Source organism: Streptomyces sp. RG80, from assembly GCF_040446465.1.
In the GTDB taxonomy this organism is placed as follows: domain Bacteria; phylum Actinomycetota; class Actinomycetes; order Streptomycetales; family Streptomycetaceae; genus Streptomyces.
The window spans coordinates 230945-248724 of the sequence record NZ_JBEAAJ010000013.1 but is presented as its reverse complement, the minus strand read 5'-3'; the positions used below and the strand labels follow the sequence as shown (position 1 = coordinate 248724).

16 protein-coding genes and 1 pseudogene are annotated in these 17780 nt (G+C 71.5%); 10 read left to right on the top strand and 7 right to left on the bottom strand.

Annotated features, from left to right (window positions below):
* The first annotated feature begins 56 nt into the window (after positions 1-56).
* The gene (locus ABKA17_RS39105) at positions 57-1226 is read left to right on the top strand and encodes a thiolase family protein (protein WP_353697140.1); all 1170 of its coding nucleotides are present in this window, start codon (positions 57-59) and stop codon (positions 1224-1226) included.
* 56 nt (positions 1227-1282) lie between these two features.
* On the opposite strand, the gene ABKA17_RS39100 is transcribed toward ABKA17_RS39105, so the two are convergent.
* Positions 1283-2053: a TVP38/TMEM64 family protein gene (locus tag ABKA17_RS39100; RefSeq protein WP_353697139.1), complete on the bottom strand. Its 771-nt coding sequence runs from the start codon at positions 2051-2053 to the stop codon at positions 1283-1285.
* A gap of 49 nt (positions 2054-2102) precedes the next feature.
* On the opposite strand from ABKA17_RS39100, the gene ABKA17_RS39095 reads away from it, so the two are divergent.
* The 3 genes from ABKA17_RS39095 to ABKA17_RS39085 all read left to right on the top strand — a co-directional run bounded on the left by ABKA17_RS39095 (position 2103) and on the right by ABKA17_RS39085 (position 5223).
* Complete coding sequence (locus ABKA17_RS39095) at positions 2103-2825, top strand: DNA alkylation repair protein (protein ID WP_353697138.1); 723 nt, start codon at positions 2103-2105, stop codon at positions 2823-2825.
* 273 nt (positions 2826-3098) lie between these two features.
* Positions 3099-4277, top strand: coding sequence for an elongation factor Tu (gene tuf / locus ABKA17_RS39090; protein WP_353697137.1), 1179 nt, complete (start codon positions 3099-3101; stop codon positions 4275-4277).
* A gap of 97 nt (positions 4278-4374) precedes the next feature.
* Positions 4375-5223, top strand: coding sequence for a spermidine synthase (locus ABKA17_RS39085; protein WP_353697136.1), 849 nt, complete (start codon positions 4375-4377; stop codon positions 5221-5223).
* Here ABKA17_RS39085 and ABKA17_RS39080 read toward each other — a convergent pair.
* From ABKA17_RS39080 to ABKA17_RS39070, 3 genes and pseudogenes are all read right to left on the bottom strand, one after another.
* Positions 5185-6356, bottom strand: a pseudogene (locus ABKA17_RS39080) (MFS transporter). The gene ABKA17_RS39085 and the pseudogene ABKA17_RS39080 sit on opposite strands and share 39 nt — an antisense overlap.
* A gap of 174 nt (positions 6357-6530) precedes the next feature.
* The gene (locus tag ABKA17_RS39075) at positions 6531-7556 is read right to left on the bottom strand and encodes a DUF8017 domain-containing protein (protein WP_353697135.1); all 1026 of its coding nucleotides are present in this window, start codon (positions 7554-7556) and stop codon (positions 6531-6533) included.
* 66 nt (positions 7557-7622) lie between these two features.
* The gene (locus tag ABKA17_RS39070; protein WP_353697134.1) at positions 7623-8525 is read right to left on the bottom strand and encodes a DUF8017 domain-containing protein; all 903 of its coding nucleotides are present in this window, start codon (positions 8523-8525) and stop codon (positions 7623-7625) included.
* Between the two features lie 85 nt (positions 8526-8610).
* Between ABKA17_RS39070 and ABKA17_RS39065 the strand changes: the two genes are divergently transcribed.
* Entirely contained in the window at positions 8611-9048 is a 438-nt protein-coding gene (locus tag ABKA17_RS39065; protein ID WP_353697220.1) for a DUF4442 domain-containing protein, read from the top strand.
* A gap of 60 nt (positions 9049-9108) precedes the next feature.
* On the opposite strand, the gene galU is transcribed toward ABKA17_RS39065, so the two are convergent.
* On the bottom strand, positions 9109-10065 hold the full coding sequence (gene galU, locus ABKA17_RS39060) for a UTP--glucose-1-phosphate uridylyltransferase GalU (RefSeq protein WP_353697133.1): 957 nt from the start codon (positions 10063-10065) through the stop codon (positions 9109-9111).
* A 372-nt stretch (positions 10066-10437) separates the two neighbouring features.
* Between galU and ABKA17_RS39055 the strand changes: the two genes are divergently transcribed.
* The 3 genes from ABKA17_RS39055 to ABKA17_RS39045 all read left to right on the top strand — a co-directional run bounded on the left by ABKA17_RS39055 (position 10438) and on the right by ABKA17_RS39045 (position 14743).
* Positions 10438-12273, top strand: a complete 1836-nt coding sequence (locus ABKA17_RS39055; RefSeq protein ID WP_502994516.1) for an RICIN domain-containing protein — start codon at positions 10438-10440, stop codon at positions 12271-12273.
* Between the two features lie 199 nt (positions 12274-12472).
* Positions 12473-14035 carry a carboxylesterase/lipase family protein gene (locus ABKA17_RS39050; RefSeq protein WP_353697131.1) on the top strand — a complete coding sequence of 521 codons (1563 nt, stop codon included), beginning with the start codon at positions 12473-12475 and terminating at the stop codon, positions 14033-14035.
* 63 nt (positions 14036-14098) lie between these two features.
* Entirely contained in the window at positions 14099-14743 is a 645-nt protein-coding gene (locus tag ABKA17_RS39045; RefSeq protein WP_353697130.1) for a DedA family protein, read from the top strand.
* A gap of 87 nt (positions 14744-14830) precedes the next feature.
* On the opposite strand, the gene ABKA17_RS39040 is transcribed toward ABKA17_RS39045, so the two are convergent.
* A complete protein-coding gene (locus ABKA17_RS39040) occupies positions 14831-15358 on the bottom strand; it encodes a gamma carbonic anhydrase family protein (protein WP_353697219.1) in 528 nt (175 codons plus the stop codon).
* Between the two features lie 109 nt (positions 15359-15467).
* On the opposite strand from ABKA17_RS39040, the gene ABKA17_RS39035 reads away from it, so the two are divergent.
* Positions 15468-16220 carry an acyltransferase gene (locus ABKA17_RS39035; RefSeq protein WP_353697129.1) on the top strand — a complete coding sequence of 251 codons (753 nt, stop codon included), beginning with the start codon at positions 15468-15470 and terminating at the stop codon, positions 16218-16220.
* 1 nt (position 16221) lies between these two features.
* Here ABKA17_RS39035 and ABKA17_RS39030 read toward each other — a convergent pair whose 3' ends face one another.
* Positions 16222-17079, bottom strand: coding sequence for a DMT family transporter (locus ABKA17_RS39030; protein WP_353697128.1), 858 nt, complete (start codon positions 17077-17079; stop codon positions 16222-16224).
* A gap of 92 nt (positions 17080-17171) precedes the next feature.
* Between ABKA17_RS39030 and ABKA17_RS39025 the strand changes: the two genes are divergently transcribed.
* Positions 17172-17744 (top strand): helix-turn-helix domain-containing protein, encoded by a 573-nt coding sequence (locus ABKA17_RS39025; RefSeq protein WP_353697127.1) that lies wholly within the window; start codon positions 17172-17174, stop codon positions 17742-17744.
* The last annotated feature ends 36 nt before the right edge of the window (positions 17745-17780 follow it).

Below are 17780 nucleotides of genomic sequence, written 5' to 3'. Positions count from 1 at the left end.
GGATTTCCTACTGACTGGTAGCCCTGATGGTCCCGACCGTTCTGGAGGCCCGCACCATGCGTGACGCAGTGATCGTCGAAGCCGTACGCACCCCGATAGGCAAGGGCAAGCCGAACGGCTCCCTCGCGCACGTCCACCCCGTCGAGCTCCTCGCCCACACCCTGCGCACCCTCGTCGAGCGCTCCGGCGTCGACCCGGCGCTCATCGACGACGTCATCGGCGGGACCGTCGACCAGGTCGGCGAGCAGGCCATGAACACCACCCGCTACGCCGTGCTGTCGGCGGGCTTCCCGGACACGGTCCCGGCGACCACCGTGGACCGCCAGTGCGGCTCCTCCCAGCAGGCCGTGCACTTCGCCGCCCAGGGCGTCATCTCCGGCGCCTACGACCTCGTCGTGGCCTGCGGAGTCGAGTCGATGAGCCGGGTGCCCATGTGGTCCAACGTGCCGCCCGGCAAGGACCCCTTCGGCCCCGGGGTCGCCGAGCGCTACCCGGAGGGGCTGGTCCCGCAGGGCATCAGCGCGGAACTCATCGCGGCCAAGTGGTCGATCACGCGCGAGCAGATGGACGCCTTCGCCGTCTCCTCCCACCACAAGGCCGCCGAGGCCTGGCAGAAGGGGCTCTTCGACGCCGAGGTCGCGCCGCTGGACGGCGTCGCGCGGGACGAGTGCGTACGGCCGTCCAGCACGCCCGAGACCCTCGCCGGGCTCAAGCCCGCCTACCACGACCCGGCCTTCGCCGAGCGCTTCCCGCAGATCGAGTGGAACGTCACCGCGGGCAACGCGAGCCCGATCAACGACGGTGCCTCGGCCGTGCTGATCACGTCCAGCGAGACCGCGGCCCGACTCGGCCTGCGGCCGATCGCCCGGCTGCACAGCTTCGCCGTGACCGGCTCGGACCCGCTGCTGATGCTGACCGGCGTCATCCCGGCCACGGAGAAGGTGCTGCGCAGGGCTTCACTGTCGCTCGACGACATCGACCTGTTCGAGGTCAACGAGGCGTTCTCGAGCGTGGTGCTGGCGTGGCAGCAGGAGACGGGGGCGGATCTGGCGAAGGTCAATGTGCACGGGGGTGCCATCGCGCTCGGGCATCCGCTCGGGGCGAGCGGGACGCGGCTCACGACGACGTTGGTGCATGCGATGCGGGAGCGGGGCGCGCGTTACGCGTTGCAGACCATGTGTGAGGCCGGTGGGCTCGCCAACGCCATGGTGCTCGAGGCGGTTTGAGCGGCTGCGGGTGCGCGGGGGCTTGTCGCGCCCCGCGCACCTTGAGGGACGCTCACTTACCGGCGCTTCAAATGGTGCCGTTTGCGCCATGCCACCACCGCGCCCACCAACGCGGGTACGGCGATCGCTGCCATCGCGATCAAGAAGGCCGGGGACGTCGGTGTCGAGGCACGGGCGCCTGCCACCACGTATGCCGCCGTGTTCGGTATCGAGCCGAGCGCCGTCGCCAGCAGGAACGGGACGTAGCCCATGCGGGAGACCGCGGCGCAGTAGTTGGCGGCGGCGAACGGCACCCCGGGGAACAGCCGTACCGCCAGCATCGAGCGGAAGCCGTGGCGGCTCAGCTGGCCGTCGGCCGCCTTCAGCCAGCGGCCCCGCAGCAGCGGACGCAGGGCGTCCTGGCCGAGCATCCGGCCCAGGGTGAAGGAGATGCCCGCGCCCAACACGGTGCCCGCCAGAGCGGCGCCGAGCCCGATCTGCGAGCCGAAGAGCGCGCCCGCCGCGAGGTTCAGCAGCGGGCGCGGCACGAACGCCACCGTGCACAGGCCGTACGCCACCGCGAACACCAGCGCCGCCGCGGCGCCGCCCAGCTGTGGTGGCCAGCCGTCCGCCAACAGCCGCTGCGGCTCCAGGAGCAGCACGGTCGTCCCGGCCGCGACGAGCAGCGCGACCAGCAGGGACAGCCGTGACCAGGGCGAGAGCAGCACTCTGGAGCAACGGGCGGCGAGGCCGGTCGGGACGGTGGCGGCGGTGAGGGCGAGCTCCGTGGCGGCGGCCGTGGGAGCGACCGTGGCGGTGCCCCCAGAGCGGGTGGTGGCATCGAGCATCCGGTGACACTAACCGACCAATGTGTGTGATCGCCGTATGGTTCGTCTCATGAGCGTCACAGGTGTGGGATCTCCCTCACTGCCGGGCAGCACCCTTGCGGACACCGTGCTGGAGCGACTCACGGCCGTCTACGGCGCCGCGGCCGACCCCGCGCGGGCCGAGCCGATGCGCGCGTACATGAAGGACGTGGCCCCCTTCCTCGGCCTCACCACGCCCGTGCGCCGTGCCCTGTCCCGCACCGTCCTGGAGGGCACGCCCCGCCCCGCCGAGGCCGACTGCACGGCGATCGCGCTGCGCTGCTGGGAGCTGCCCGAGCGCGAGTACCAGTACTTCGCCGTCGACTATCTGCGCCGCCACGCGCGCGTGCTCTCGTCCGGCTTCCTCCCGGTGACCCGGCATCTCGTCTCCACCGTCCCCTGGTGGGACACCGTGGACCTGCTCGCCGCGCACGTCGTCGGCGCCCTGGTCACCGCCGACCCGAAGCTCACCCGGGACATGGACGCCTGGATCGTGGACGACGACCTGTGGATCGCCCGCACCGCACTCCTCCACCAGCTCCGCTACAAGGAACACACCGACGCCGAACGCCTCTTCGGCTACTGCCTGAGCCAGTCCGGGCACTCCGACTTCTTCATCCGCAAGGCGATCGGCTGGGCGCTGCGCGAGTACGCCAAGACCGACCCGGAGGCCGTACGGACCTTCCTCGCCCGGGAGAAGGGCCGCTTCGCGCCGCTGTCGGTGCGGGAAGCGCTCAGGAACATCGGCGCCTGAAGTCCCGTACGGCGAAAAACCATTCGACGCCCGCCGCGGCGTCGGCAATGATCGGCGTCATGTTCCGGTACGCCTTCCACCTCGCAGCATCCGCAGTCGCGGATGCGCCGAAGGCTGCCGTCGAAATCCTCCTGGCAGCCGTCGACGGCGCCCGAAGCTGACCCTCTCCGGATTGTCCGGCGGACCCCGCAGGGGGAGGGTCGGTGAGTACCCGGGGTCCCCGTCTCCCACCTGGAGACTCTTACGCTCTCACCGAGACTTCGAGGTACAGCCATGCCCAAGACGGCATACGTGCGCACCAAGCCGCACCTGAACATCGGCACCATGGGTCACGTCGACCACGGCAAGACCACCCTGACCGCCGCCATCACCAAGGTCCTCGCCGAGCGCGGGTCCGGCAGCAGCACCCGATACGTACCGTTCGACCGCATCGACCGGGCCCCGGAGGAGGCGGCGCGCGGCATCACCATCAACATCGCGCACGTCGAGTACGAGACCGACACCCGGCACTACGCGCACGTGGACATGCCCGGCCACGCCGACTACGTCAAGAACATGGTCACCGGGGCCGCGCAGCTCGACGGGGCGATCCTCGTCGTCTCCGCGCTCGACGGGATCATGCCGCAGACCGCCGAACACGTGCTGCTCGCCCGGCAGGTGGGCGTCGACCACATCGTCGTCGCCCTCAACAAGGCCGACGCGGGCGACGAGGAGCTCATCGACCTCGTCGAGCTGGAGGTCCGCGACCTGCTCACGTGGCACGGCTACGGCGGTGACGCGGTGCCCGTCGTGCGGGTCTCCGGGCTCAAAGCGCTGGAGGGCGACCCGCGGTGGACGGCGTCCGTCGAGGCGCTGCTCGACGCGGTGGACACGTATGTGCCCATGCCGGAGCGGTACTTGGACGCGCCCTTCCTGTTGTCGGTCGAGAACGTGCTCACCATCACCGGCCGGGGGACGGTCGTGACGGGGGCCGTCGAGCGCGGCACCGTGCGGGTGGGCGACCGCGTGGAAGTGCTCGGCGCCGCCGTGGACACGGTGGTGACCGGGGTGGAGACGTTCGGCAAGCCCATGGAGGAGGCGCAGGCCGGGGACAACGTGGCGCTGCTGCTGCGGGGCGTTCCGCGGGACGCCGTCCGGCGTGGGCATGTGGTCGCCGCGCCGGGGTCCGTGGAGCCGCGGCGGCGGTTCTCGGCGCAGGTGTACGTGCTGTCCTCGCGTGAGGGCGGGCGTACGACGCCGGTCGCCACCGGGTATCGGCCGCAGTTCTACATCCGGACCGCGGATGTGGTGGGGGACGTCGACCTCGGTGAGGTGGCTGTCGCTCGGCCCGGGGAGACGGTGACGATGACCGTCGAGCTGGGGCGGGAGGTGCCGCTGGAGCCGGGGCTCGGGTTCGCCATCCGTGAGGGCGGTCGGACCGTCGGGGCGGGGACCGTGACCGCCGTCGTGTGAGGGTGGTTGCGGTGCGTGGGGGGCTGCGGGGCCGTTGTGGCTGGTCGCGCAGTTCCCCGCGCCCGTTGGCGGCATCCGCCACAGGCACAATGAGGAGGTGACCGAAGCCATCCCCGTCGCCCGTGCCGTCGATCATGGGTTCGCCAAGCTCATGCCCGATGTCGATCGGAAGCGGGCGTGGCTGCTCACCGTCGACGGTGCGCCTCAGTCGTACGTCGATCTGGACGAGCCGGCGCATCTCGAATTCGAGTACGCGCGTCGGCTCGGTCATGTGCTGGACACCGTGGCGGAGCCCGGGCGGGCGCTGGACGTGCTGCATCTCGGGGGAGGGGCGCTCACCCTGCCCCGGTACGTCGCCGCGATGCGGCCCGGTTCCCGGCAGGACGTCGTGGAGTTCGACCGGGGGCTGCTGGAGCTGGTCGTGGAGCATCTGCCGCTGGCGGACGGCGGTGCCGGGATCGGACTGCACACCGCCGACGCCCGGACGTGGCTGGAGGGGGCCCCGAGCGACTCCGTGGACGCCCTGGTCGCCGATGTCTTCGGTGGGTCGCGCGTGCCCGCGCAGCTGACGTCCGTGGAGTACGCGCGGGAGGCCGCGCGGGTCCTGCGGGACGGCGGGGTCTATCTGGCGAACCTCGCCGACGCCGCGCCGTTCGCGTTCCTGCGTTCCCAGCTCGCAAATTTCGCGGCGGTGTTCGAGGAACTGGTGCTGATCGCCGAACCCGGCGTGCTGCGGGGGCGGCGGTTCGGCAACGCCGTGCTCGTGGCCGCCCACCGTCCCCTCGACACGGCCGCGCTGGCCCGGCGGACCGCCTCCGACGCCTTTCCGGCCCGGGTCGAACACGGCGTCGGGCTGCGGGACTTCATCCGGGGCGCCCGGCCCGTGCGGGACGCGGAGGCGGTGCCGTCACCCGAGCCCCCCGACGGGACGTTCGGCATCGGCTGAGTCGTTCGCGGCCGACCCGGTGACGTGCTTGCCGGTGCGGCGCAGGTTGCGCACGTCCGGTACGCACAGCACGGCCGCGGTCACCACCACGACCAGCGCCGCACAGCCCCACAGCGCGTTGGACCGCCCGAACGCCGACTCCGCGGGACCGGCCGGCGCGGTCATCCAGCTCACCCCGAAGACCTCCAGCGTGACGCCGGTCAGGAACATCGCCGCGCACAGGACCCCGACCGAGGTGGGTACCGCCAGGGCCGCCGAGGGGAGGGCCAGGGGGAAGACGCAGACGGTGCCCCACAGGAGCAGGTGGCGCGGCCGCCAGCGGGTCATCAGCAGCGCGCCGGCGACCGTGCCCGCGCCGAAGAAGCCGAGGGCCAGACCCCAGGGGCCCGCCCCGCCCAGCTGGTCACGGGCGACGAGCGGGCCGTAGACCGCGTCGGCGGCGCCCATGACGGCGTTCGCGATCGAGAACTGTACGACGATGCCCCACAGCCACAGACGGCTGCTGAACTCCTGCCAGCCCTCCCTGAGGTCGGCGAGCATGCCGCCCCCGGGAGCGCGGGGCGGGATGTGGCTCACGTCCAGGAAGGAGCGCAACGCTCCGGCCACCGCGAACGCCGCCGCGTCCGCCGCGAGGACCCAGCCCGGGCCGATCACGGCGACCATCGCACCGCCCAGCGCGGCGCCGCCGAGAGCCGCGCCCTGCATCGCCATCCGGCTGCATCTGATCAGCGGCTCCGCCGCGGGCCGCGAACGCCCGGCTCGCCCGCTCGCCCCGGACCGAGGACATCAGCATGCCCTCGGCGGCCGGGCTGAAGAACGCCTGGCCGGTGCCGCCCAGCGCGGTCAGCAGCATCATCTGCCACAGCCGCGGCTCACCGGTGAGGACCAGCACCGCGAAGGCGCCCTGCGAGACACAGTTCAGGGCGTTCGCCGCGACCATCACCCGGTGCCGGGGGAGCCGGTCCGCGAGCGCGCCGCCGATCGGGAGGAACACCCCCAGCGGCAGCGTCCGCGCGGCGGCCACGAGCCCCCACGTCACCGCCGTCGCCGCCCGCCTCCAGGACGGCGAACGCGGCGGCGATCAGCGCGCCGTGGCTGCCGAGGCTGGTGACGAAGGCGGCGGCGGTCAGCAGGCTGTAGTTGCAGCCGGCCCAGTCGGGTCTGCGCGGCGTATCGGGGTGTCGGCGGAGGTCACCGGCCGACTGTCCCCGTACCGTCCCCGACTTGCCAAACGGATTCAGGCCGACATCGAACGACCCGCCGGCCCGTCAGCCGTCAGCCCGTCAGCCCGTCAGCCCGTCAGCCCGTCAGCCCGTCGGCTCGCCGTGCAGGCGGACCGTGCTCAGGATCTTCGTGATCGTCGCGTCCGGGAGCTCGTCGTCGACACCGGTGGCGCCGTAGAGGCTGAACGCCACGAAGTCGCCGGCCGAGTTCTTGAACCCGAACGTGACCGCCTTGCCGTCGGTGGCGCACTTGCCTTTCTGCGGCGTGTTCTTCGAACGGGCCCAGGCGATGCTGCCCTCGACGCCCGACGTCGTGGTGAACGGCTTCGCCTTCTCGTCGAACGTGATGCTCTTCTTGTCCGGCTGCGTGTAGCCGCCGAACACCCACCACGGGACCTGGTTGACGGCGACCTCGTCGGTGTTCTTGGCGCCGTTCGCGCCCTTGGTGCCGGCGGTGGCGAGGGCGGTGTCCTCGGTGTCACCGTCCTTGTCGTCGTCCGACGTGCACCACTTCTCCTTGAGGTACGCCGGCGCGGACATGGTGATGATGGGCTTGTCGCCGGCCTTGGCGTTGTGCTTCTCGAAGCCGATGAGCATGCCCGGCGACTCGACCTGCCAGTCCGCCGGGACGTCGAAGGCGGTACCCCACTTCGGGTTGACGACGACCTTCCAGCCGTCGATCGTCGCCTTCTCCGCCTCACCGCCCCGAGGGTTGTCGTCCGAGCCGGAGGCAGACGCGGACGGGTCCGTCGAGGCGGACTTCGACGGCGGCGCCGTCTGCCCAGCCTGCTTGTCCGAGCCCCCGTCCGCCTCGTCGTCCTTGTCACCGCCCAGCACCAGGAAGCCGGTCACACCGGCGGCCACCACGACGGCCAGCGCGGCCACGATCGCGGTGATCTTCGTACGGTTGCCACCGCCAACGCCACCACCGCCGCCACCGGGCTGCGGCGACTGCGGCGTGTCCCACTGGGTCGGCTGCCCGTAAGGGCTCGGCTGCTGATAGCCGGGCTGCTGGTACGGGTTGGGTTGCTGGTACCCCGGCTGCTGGTACGGGTTGTTCTGGTCCTGCGGGTTCTGCTCGCCCCCGGGCGGCTGCTGTCCTGGCCACATGGGCAGTCACCTTAGTGGCGTCCGTGCATCGATTGGGTCACCACCCCTTGTCAGGGCCGTAGCAACTCAGGACTCCGCGGGCGTGAACAGCCGTACCGTGGCCAGGATCTTCTCGACCGTGGCCTGCGGAACCTCGTCCGTGACGCCCTGGGCGCCGACGAACGACCATGAGGCGAAATCGCCCTCGGAGTTCTCGAAGGCGAACGTGGTCGCCCTGCCGTCCGTGTCGCACTTGTCCCGCCGCTCGACGCCGGAGGACCGCGACGTGGCGACGCTGCCGGTCAGTCCCGAGGCCGTCGTGAACGAGGTGACCGGGTCCGTGGCGACCTTCTTCCGGTCCGGCTGGGTGTACAGGCCGTAGACCCAGGCCGCGGAGTCCGCGCGGGCGATCTCCTCGGTGCTCCGCGCCCCGTTGTTGCCCCGGGACCCCGCGCTCGCCAACGGCGTGTCCTCGGTGCTGCCGTCCTTGTCGTCGTCCGAACTGCACCACTTCTCCTGGAGGACCGCGGGTGCCTTCATGGCGACGAGCGGGGTGTCGTCGGGATCGTCGTCCTCCGCGACGTACGACACCCAGTCCTTCGACTCCAGCGCCCACTGCGGCGGAACGTCGAAGGCCACGCCGAGGCTCGGGTTCACCACGACCTTCCAGCCGGCCACGGTCGGCCGCAGCCCGTCGGCGGCGCGCGGGTCCGCGGAGGCGGACGGCGACACCGGGGACGGCGTCGGGTCCGGCGCCGCCTCGTCGTCGGTACCGCCTCCGAGGAGCACGGCGCCGGTCACCAGGGCGGCGACCACGACGACGGCGGTCGCCGCGAGGACGACGGTTCTCGTACGTCGGCCGCCGGCGCCCGGCGGGGGCGGCTGCGGGGCGGTGTACGGGTTGGGCTGCTGATATCCCGGCTGCCGGTAGGGGTTGGCGTCCTGCTGCGGATCCGTTCCGCCCCCCGGCGGGCGCTCTCCTGGCCACATGGGCCGTAAGGATACGACGATCATCACACGACCTGGCCATTCGAGGCTACTCGTGGGTAACATGCCGACTATGAGCGCAGACCAGATGTCGATCGGCGAGATGCTGTCCGCCACCGTGCCCATGGCCCGGACCCTGAACCTCGAGTTCCTGGAGACCACGTCCGAGAAGGCCGTGGTCGCCCTGCCCGACCAGGGCGAGTACCACAACCACGTGGGCGGACCGCACGCCGGTGCGATGTTCACGCTCGGTGAGTCCGCCAGCGGCGCGATCGTCCTCGCCGCGTTCGGGGAGCAGCTCGCGCGTGCCGTGCCGCTCGCGGTCAGCGCCGAGATCGCCTACAAGAAGCTCGCGATGGGCGCCGTCACCGCCACCGCGACCCTGGGCCGGCCGGCCGCCGAGGTCGTGGCCTCGCTGGACGCGGGGGAGCGCCCCGAGTTCCCGGTGACGATCGAGATCCGGCGCGCCGACGGCGCGGTGACCGGTGAGATGACCGTCGTCTGGACGCTGCGTCCCAACAGCTGAGCGGTAGCCGTTCAGGGAAGGCCCCCCGCACTGGCGGATTCAAGGGGCCTTCGCGCACGGTCAGGCCGCGAGCCCTTGCCGGCCGGTTTCGCCGCTCTCGGCCGCCGCCACGAACTCCCTGAGCCAGGCGAGGAATTCGGGACCCAGGTCCGGGCGGTCGCAGGCCAGCCGGACCACCGTGCGCAGATAGTCCGCCTTGTCGCCGGTGTCGTAGCGCAGCCCGTCGAAGACGACTCCGTGCACCGTGCCGCCGACGGCGAGTTCCTGGAGGGCGTCGGTCAGCTGGATCTCGCCGCCGCGGCCGGGCGGGGTGCGCTCCAGGGTGTCGAAGACCGCCGGGTCGAGGACATAGCGGCCGATCACGGCGTAGGTGCTGGGCGGATTCTGGGGTGAGGGCTTCTCGACGAGCCCGGTCACGCGGACGACGTCGTCCTGCCCGGTCCGTTCCACAGCGGCGCAGCCGTACAGGTGGATCTGCTCGCGCGGGACCTCCATCAGGGCGACGACGCTTCCCCTGTGCTCGTCGCGGACGTCGAGCATCCGGCTGAGCAGTGTCTCGCGCGGGTCGACGAGGTCGTCGCCGAGCAGTACGGCGAACGGCTCGGCGCCGACGTGTCGGCGGGCGCACAGCACCGCGTGGCCGAGGCCGAGGGGCTCGCCCTGCCTGATGTGGTGGATGGCGGCGAGGCGGGCCGGGTCGCGTACGGCGTCGAGGCGGAGCGTGTCGCCCTTGGCCGCGAGGGCCTGCTCCAGTTCGAAGGCGTGGTCGAAGTGGTCCTCGATCGCCCGCTTGTGGCGACCGGTGATCATCAGTACGTCATCGAGACCGGCCGCGGCGGCCTCCTCGACGACGTACTGGATGGCCGGCTTGTCGACGACCGGGAGCATCTCCTTCGGCGTGGCCTTCGTCGCGGGCAGGAAGCGGGTGCCGAGCCCGGCGGCCGGGACCACGGCCTTGCGTACGGGGCGGGCGTGGGCCGGGGCCGCAGGGGCGGCGGGAGTGTGGGGGACGGTCATGCGGCCCATGCTGGCCGACGGGAATGAGAGCGTCCCGGGAGCGGCGTGAGAGCCCGCTGTGCGTCCGCCACGGGGCCGCGAAAGTTGAAGATTTCGTGTGCCAACTGTCTCCGAGCGTCCACAAGTCGGCAACCTGCGCGTCGCGTTATCGAATGCGGGTGCGGATACCGCCGGTAACTTATTTGAATTGGCTGCGTTTTGAACTTCGGTCACTCGAACTTCTTGTTTCCTGTCAATCGCGTGTGCGAAGGTGACCGCCCCGAATGACCGCACCGTACCTGACGCGGCATAGGTATGCACCAATCACGCACCTGCTTTCCGACGGACGCGCATTGACCGTGCCGTCCTGCGGCTTGGAAGGAAATTGGTTCCGTGCAATCCCCATACCCCCCAAGACCCCCCTATCCGCCGCGACCCGGAGCGACTCCTGGGGAGTCCGACCGTAATCTCGTCGCCCAATTGGGCGGCGCCGAAGGCGGCGACCGCGCGGTCGCCCTGCTGCTGGCCCGGCATTGGCGGGCCACGCACGAATACGCGGTCATCTGTCTGGCCTCCTCGTCGAGTTCGGCCGAGCTCGTGGCCGCCGCGGCGTTCCACCACGTGCTGGGCCGGGCGGGCGGCGGCGCCGTACGGCCCCAACTGCTCGCCGCCGTACGGGACACGGTGAAGGAGTGGTCCGGGCAGGACCGTATTTCCGCCGTACTGCCGGAGTTGGACAAACCGACCGGCGGCCGGGGACTGCGTGCGGCGCGAGGTGCCACGCCCGAAAGGCGGAAGCTCGCCGAGCGCGCATTCAAGGCCCTTCCGGGAGCCTCACAATGCCTGTTGTGGCATGTTGAGGTCGAGGCCGAGCCCATATCCGTACCGGCCGGTCTGTTGGGGGTCGACGTCGCCCGTGCGGCGGGCGCGCTGGAACAGGCCCGCGACCAATTCCGGGCCGGTTGCGTACGGGCCCACCGGGAACTCGCACCCTCGAAGGATTGCCGCTTCTACAACCGACTCCTCGATGTCCCGATTCGCCGCGGCGGCGCTCTGCTGCCCGATGTCCAGCAGCATCTGACGGAGTGCCGCTACTGCCGGCACGCCGCCGAGCAGCTGAGCCATTTCGAGGGCGGCCTGGAGGTGTTGCTCGCCGAGACCGTGCTCGGGTGGGGCGCCCGCCGCTACCTCGACTCACGGCCCGGCCGGGGCGGCTCGAGCCAGTCGCCGGCCACGCGTCCGCGCGGTGGTGGCCGGCACCGGCCCGCACGTCTCGCCGTGCCGAGACGGCACACCAAGGCGGCGATGGTCGTCGGCCTGACCTCCCTCGCCCTCCTCGCGACCGTCCTCGTCACCAAGGGCTGGTCCGATGACAACGGTGTCCCCGACCCCCGCGTCACCTGGGGCGCGGTCAGCGGCAACGACGTCGTGCCCAGCCCCGACTCGGTGCCCTCGTCCGCGGGCTCCCCGTCGGCCGCCTCCGCAAGTGACCCCGTGGAGATCGGACAGGGCCGGCTCCGCAGCCGTGACGCCGGGCTCTGCCTCGACATCCGCGGGAAGAAGGTCGAGGTCGGCGCCGCGACCGTGCTCGCGGCTTGCTCCTCCGCCCTGTCCCAGCAGTGGTCGTACCAGGACGACGGCCTGCTGCGCAGCCTCGCCGATCCCGCCCTGTGCCTCGGCTCCGAGACCGACGCGGGTTCGGTCGTCCTCGACGGGTGCCTGGTGCACGCCGGGGAGGTCCAGTACGACCTCACGGTCCGCGGCGAGCTGCTGCTGCGCTGGCACAAGGGGCTGGTCGTCGCGCCGGGCAAGGACCGGGACGTCGTGGTCGTCGAGCGGGACGGTTCCGGCGACCAGGGATGGCTGTTCGAGACGGCGGGCGGCGGCACGGCGGAGACGCGCAAGAAGGCAGGGACGGAAGAGAAGCAGAAGGAGAAGAAGGCAGGGGAGGAAAAGGAGGAAGAGAATCAGGGAGAGTCGGAGAAGGCGGGGGGCGGCGAGAGCCCGGAGGACGACGGCCGCCGACTCCCGGACACCGCCTCGCAGTCACCCGGCGCCGAGCTCGCGCCTCCCGTGGAGTCGGACGGTGAGGTGGCGCAGGAGCCGGAGGGGAACGAGCCCCGGATGGCCCAGGTCGACCATCGGGACGAGCCCGAGGATCCGGGCCGCGGCCGGGGTGAACGGGCCGTGGGAGCCGTCGCCGTCGCTCTCCGGAGCGTCCTTCACTGAGCTGGCTGAGCTGGGGGCTGCCTCGCCGAGGCGGCCCCCTCTTCGGTGCCTGTCGGCATCCGGCCGTTTCCTGTTCGGTTCATTGACACGAGTCACCGACGGTCGTAGTTTTCCGCCGCGCCCGCCCAGGACAGACCCGACCGGAGCGTGGGCGCGTCGAAGGACTCATCGCCGAGCTCGCAACTGTGGAGGTGACCAAGTGATACGTCGTATCGCCGTCGCACTGACGGCACTCGCGGCCGCGGTCGTGGTGCCCGCGCCCGCTCAGGCGCAGACGTCGTCCGACCCCGTGGTCCGCACCGGAGCGGGCCTGGTACGGGGTGAAGTCACCACCGAGGGACGGCAGTTCCTCGGCGTTCCCTACGCCCAGCCGCCGGTCGGCGCGCTGCGCTGGAAGGCGCCGAGAGCGGTCGAACCGTGGCACGGGGTGCGGGACGCACAGGACTTCGGCGACAAGTGCGTCCAGACGGAGAGTTGGGACCCCGGCTACGAGCGGCCCTCGCACACCGAGGACTGCCTCGACCTCAATGTGTACGTCCCCGAGGGCGCCGGCCGACGCGCGGTCATGGTCTGGTTCCACGGGGGCGGGCTCACCGCCGGGGCCGGTCAGGACATCGTGCCGGACGCCTTCGCCCGGCAGACCGGCACCGTCGTCGTCACGATCAACTACCGCCTGGGAGCCATGGGTTTCCTCGCCACCGCCGGTCTCGACGACGAGGCCCGCGACGGGGTCTCCGGCAACTTCGGCATGCTCGACCAGCAGGCGGCGCTGCGCTGGGTGCGCGCCAACATCGGCCGCTTCGGCGGCGACCCGGGCCGCGTCACCATCGCCGGCGAGTCCGCGGGCGGCCGCTCGGTCTGCACCCAGCTCGCCTCGCCCACGGCGAAGGGGCTGTTCCGGGCGGGCATCGTGCAGAGCGGGGCGTACGACGACTGCGGCGCCCGGACGCACGAGGCGGCTGTGAGTCAGGGCGCCGACTTCGCGCGGCGGCTCGGGTGCGAGACCGTGACGTGTCTGCGCGGCAAGTCCCCCGCCGAAGTCCTCGCCGCCCAGGGCGAGTTCGACTGGGGGCCGGTGACCGGCGGGCGCTTCCTGCCGGTGCAGCCGTCGAAGGCTCTCGCCCGAGGGGCCGCCGCCGGGGTGCCGGTGATGAACGGGGCGAACCATGATGAGGGGCGGCTCTTCGCCTTCGCCCGATTCGACCTGAACGGGACCCCGCTGACCGCCGAGCAGTACCCGGCCGTCATACGGGAGGAATTCGGCGAGGAGGCGCTACGGCGCTACCCGGTCTCGGCGTACCCGTCCCCGACGATCGGCTACGCCACGGCCCTCGGCGACGCGCTCTTCGCGTGCAGCGCACTGCGTCTCGACGGTGTGCTCGCTGCACGCGGTCCCGTCTACGCGTACGAGTTCGCCGACCTCACCTCGCCGCCGTTCGCCTCGCTGCGGAACCTGAACACGGACTTCGACTTCGGCGCGACCCACGTCAACGAGTTGCAGTACCTCTTCAGGCACTTCGGCCTGGAGTCCCCGCTCAACGCCGAGCAGCGGGTGCTGGCCCGGCAGATGGTCCAGTACTGGGGCTCCTTCGTCCGCGGGGGAGTGCCACGGGCGGACGGACAGCCCGCGATGCCCGCAGGCGCGGGCAAGGTGCTCTCGCTGCGCACGGCGGCCGCGGGGGGTAACGCCCCGAGTGCGACTGTTCACCGTGAGCATCGGTGCAACCTCTGGGACTCCGCCACCGTCACTCTCAACGGGTAGGCTGCCCCGGCGCACGCTCGTGTGGAGCGTGCGCCTGAACACGGAGCACGGGAGGAACCGGCGGTGCACGTCCAGGAATGGCTCGAGACCGTACCCGCGGTCAGCATCTATCTGCTGGTGGGGCTGGTCATCGGCCTGGAGAGCCTGGGCATCCCGCTGCCGGGCGAGATCATCCTCGTGTCGTCCGCGCTGCTCGCCTCGCAGCACGGCGAGATCGACCCGTTCATCCTCGGTGCCTGCGCCAGCGCCGGCGCGATCATCGGTGACTCCATCGGCTACGCGATCGGCCGCAAGGGCGGGCGCCCGCTGCTGGCCTGGCTGGGGCGGAAGTTCCCCAGGCACTTCAGCGAGGGGCACATCGCGACGGCGGAGCGGTCCTTCGAGAAGTGGGGCATGTGGGCCGTCTTCTTCGGCCGCTTCGTCGCCCTGCTGCGGATCTTCGCCGGCCCGCTCGCGGGTGTGCTGCGGATGCCGTACTGGAAGTTCCTGATCGCCAACGTGCTCGGCGGGATCCTCTGGGCGGGCGGCACGACGGCCGTCATCTACTACGTGGGCGTCGTCGCCGAGTCCTGGCTGAAGCGGTTCTCGTGGCTGGGTCTGGTGCTGGCCGTGCTGATCGGTCTCACGTCGATGCTGGTGCTGAAGCGCAAGGCTGCGAAGGCTCAGGGTGCGGTGCGTGAGGCTGAGACCGTAGGGGCTGCCGAGTAGTTTCGGGCGCGGGTCGGCTGTGGCTGGTCGCGCCCACGCGGCGGTAGCCGCAAATCGACACAGCCCCGCGCCCCTAGGTCCGCTGCGCTAACCGTGGATCTCGTCGTGCGCCTTCGCCAGGTCCGCGTAAAGCGTGCCGTTCAGCGTGACGCCCTGGCGCTCCTCCTCCGACAGTTCGCGCCGGACCTTCGCCGGTACGCCGGCGACCAGTGACCCCGGGGGGATCTGCATCCCCTGCGTGACCAGGGCCTGGGCCGCTACCAGTGAGCCCGCGCCGATCACCGCGCCGTTCAGGACCGTGGCGCCCATCCCGATCAGGCAGTCGTCCTCGACCGTCGCCCCGTGCACCACCGCGTTGTGGCCGACCGACACCCGCTCGCCGATGGTCACGGGGAACCCGGGGTCGGCGTGCAGCGTGCAGTTGTCCTGGATGTTGCTGCGGGCACCGACGGAGATCCGCTCGACGTCACCGCGGACCACGGCCCCGTACCAGACGCTCGCGCCCGCCTGAAGCGTCACGTCGCCGATCACCGACGCCGTGGGTGCCACGAAGGCCTCCTGGTCGATCTTCGGTTCCCGGCCGCCGATGCCCGTGATCAACGCCTTGTGCGTCATCGCCTTCTCCTCGTCGTCGTCAACACCGGCACCGTACGCCACCCGCGTGGGGCGAAGATCACAGGTCCGCGCGCTCATCGCCGCACCGCACCCTGAGTACGGTGACCACGTGCCGAAGAAGAACACGTTCTCATCCTGGCGTCGCAGCCTCACGCAGCGTGCCGTCCACGCGGGCTGGGCCTGGGTGCAGCGCACGGGGTCGGTGACCGCCGAGCACCCTGGACGGTTCCGCTTCGGCGCGCTGGGAGAGCACACCCGGCTCGCCTTCCCGCTCGGCACGGTCTTCGGGGAGCCGTGGATCCACCTGGGCTCGCACTGCATCGTCGGAGAACAGGTCACCCTGACCGCGGGTCTGATGCCCGACCTGGACCTCGGTCCGGAGCCGATCCTGCGCATCGGGGACGGTGTCGTCCTCGGCCGCGGCAGCCATGTCATCGCGGACACGACGGTCACCATCGGCAGCGACTGCTACTTCGGGCCCTACGTGTACGTCACCTCCACCAATCACTCCTACGACGATCCGCACGAGCCCATCGGCAAGCAGTGGCCGCGGATGGAGCCGGTGGAGATCGGCCCGGGCTGCTGGATCGGCACCGGCGCCGTGATCCTGCCGGGGGCGCGGATCGGACGGAACGTGGTCGTGGCGGCCGGCGCGGTGGTGCGCGGCGCGGTGCCGGACCATGCCGTGGTCGCGGGGGCGCCCGCCAGGGTCGTACGGCGGTGGACCGCCGAGGCCGGCTGGCAGCCGCCGCTGCGGACCCCGGCGCCGGTGCCGATCCCGGACGGGGTCACGCCGGAGCAGCTCAACGCGCTGGCCGGGCTGGACGAGGAGACCGCGGCGAAGCTCGCCGAGCTGGACTGAGTCAGCCCGTCGCCAGCAGCAGGGTGCCGACCAGGGCGAGACCCGCGCCGGCCGCCTGGACCGCCCGGAGCCGTTCGCTGAGGAAGCCGCGCGCGGCGAGGGCGGTGACCACCGGGTAGAGCGAGGCGAGCACCGCCGCGACCGTGACCGGGCCGAGCCGGGCGGCGATGGCGTAGCTGCCGTTGGCGGCGACGTCGGCGAGACCGACGAAGGCCAGGGCGGGCAGCGAGGCCCAGGGGAAGCCGACAGCCGGGAGGATCGCGGCGCCCTTGCGGGCGGCGGCGTACAGGGTGGCGCCGCCGACCACGACGTTCGTCACGCGCTGTACGAAGAGCGCGAGGAACAGTCCGGTGGCGGTGGTCGAGGCCGCCGCGATCAGTGCGAGCACGGTGCCGAAGCACAGGGCCGCGACCAGGGTGAGCAGGATGGCCTGGCGCTGCACGGGGGCGCCCCGCAGCTGCGGGCCGCCGGCGAGGACGACACCTAGGATGGCGACCGCGATGCCCGCGATCTGCGTCAGGCCCGGGCGTTCGCCGAGGAAGAGCCCGACCCCGATCGGGACGGCCACGGCGAGCGTGCCGAGCGGGGAGACGACGCCCATCGGGCCCAGGGCGAGCGCCTTGTAGAAGCAGATGAGGCCGAGGGGGCCGATCAGACCGGCGCCGACCGCGAACCACAGCCTGGGGTCCGCCTCGCTCCAGCCGCCGGTGGCGAGCACGACCACCGCGAGCGCGATCGCCGCGATCGTCTGTGAGACGACCACCACCGTGAGCGCCGGGACGCGTCGGGTCAGCAGTCCGCCGCCGAAGTCGGCCAACCCCCACAGGAGGCTGGTGGCCAGGGCGAAGAGTGCTGTCACGGGGTGCCTCGCAGTACAGTTCGGTGGATGATCGGGTGCACCCGACAATAGTTCACTCAGTTGGACTTCGGATACAGAATATTGGACTTAGAGTGTCGGATCTCGACCTGTTGACCCAGTCTCTGGCGCGCAACGTCAAGCGCTGGCGCACCGAGCGCGGCTTCACCCTGGACACACTCGCCACCCGTGCCGGGGTCAGCCGCGGCATGCTGATCCAGATCGAGCAGTCCCGCACCAATCCGAGCCTCGGCACGGTCGTGAAGATCGGTGACGCCCTCGGGGTCAGCATCACCACCCTGCTCGACTACGAACAGGGCCCGCGGGTGCGGGTCGTCCCGCCCGAACAGGTGGTGCGGCTGTGGCACACCGACGCGGGCAGCTACAGCCGGCTCCTCGCCGGTGCCGAGGCGCCGGGCCCGCTGGAGATGTGGGACTGGCGGCTGATGCCGGGCGAGAGCAGCAGCTCCGATCCGCACCCGGTCGGCACGGTCGAGATCGCCCACGTCACGGCCGGCGAACTGACCCTCACCGTCGAGAGTGTCGAACACCGGGTCCCGGCCGGTTCGAGCGTCACCTTCGAGGCGGGCGCCGCGCACACATACGCCAATCAGGGCGAGATCCCCATGGAGATGGTGCTGGCCGTCTCGGTCCCGCCCGTGCCCTGAGACCCCGGGCCGGCCGTGGCCGCACGGCTGTTAGCG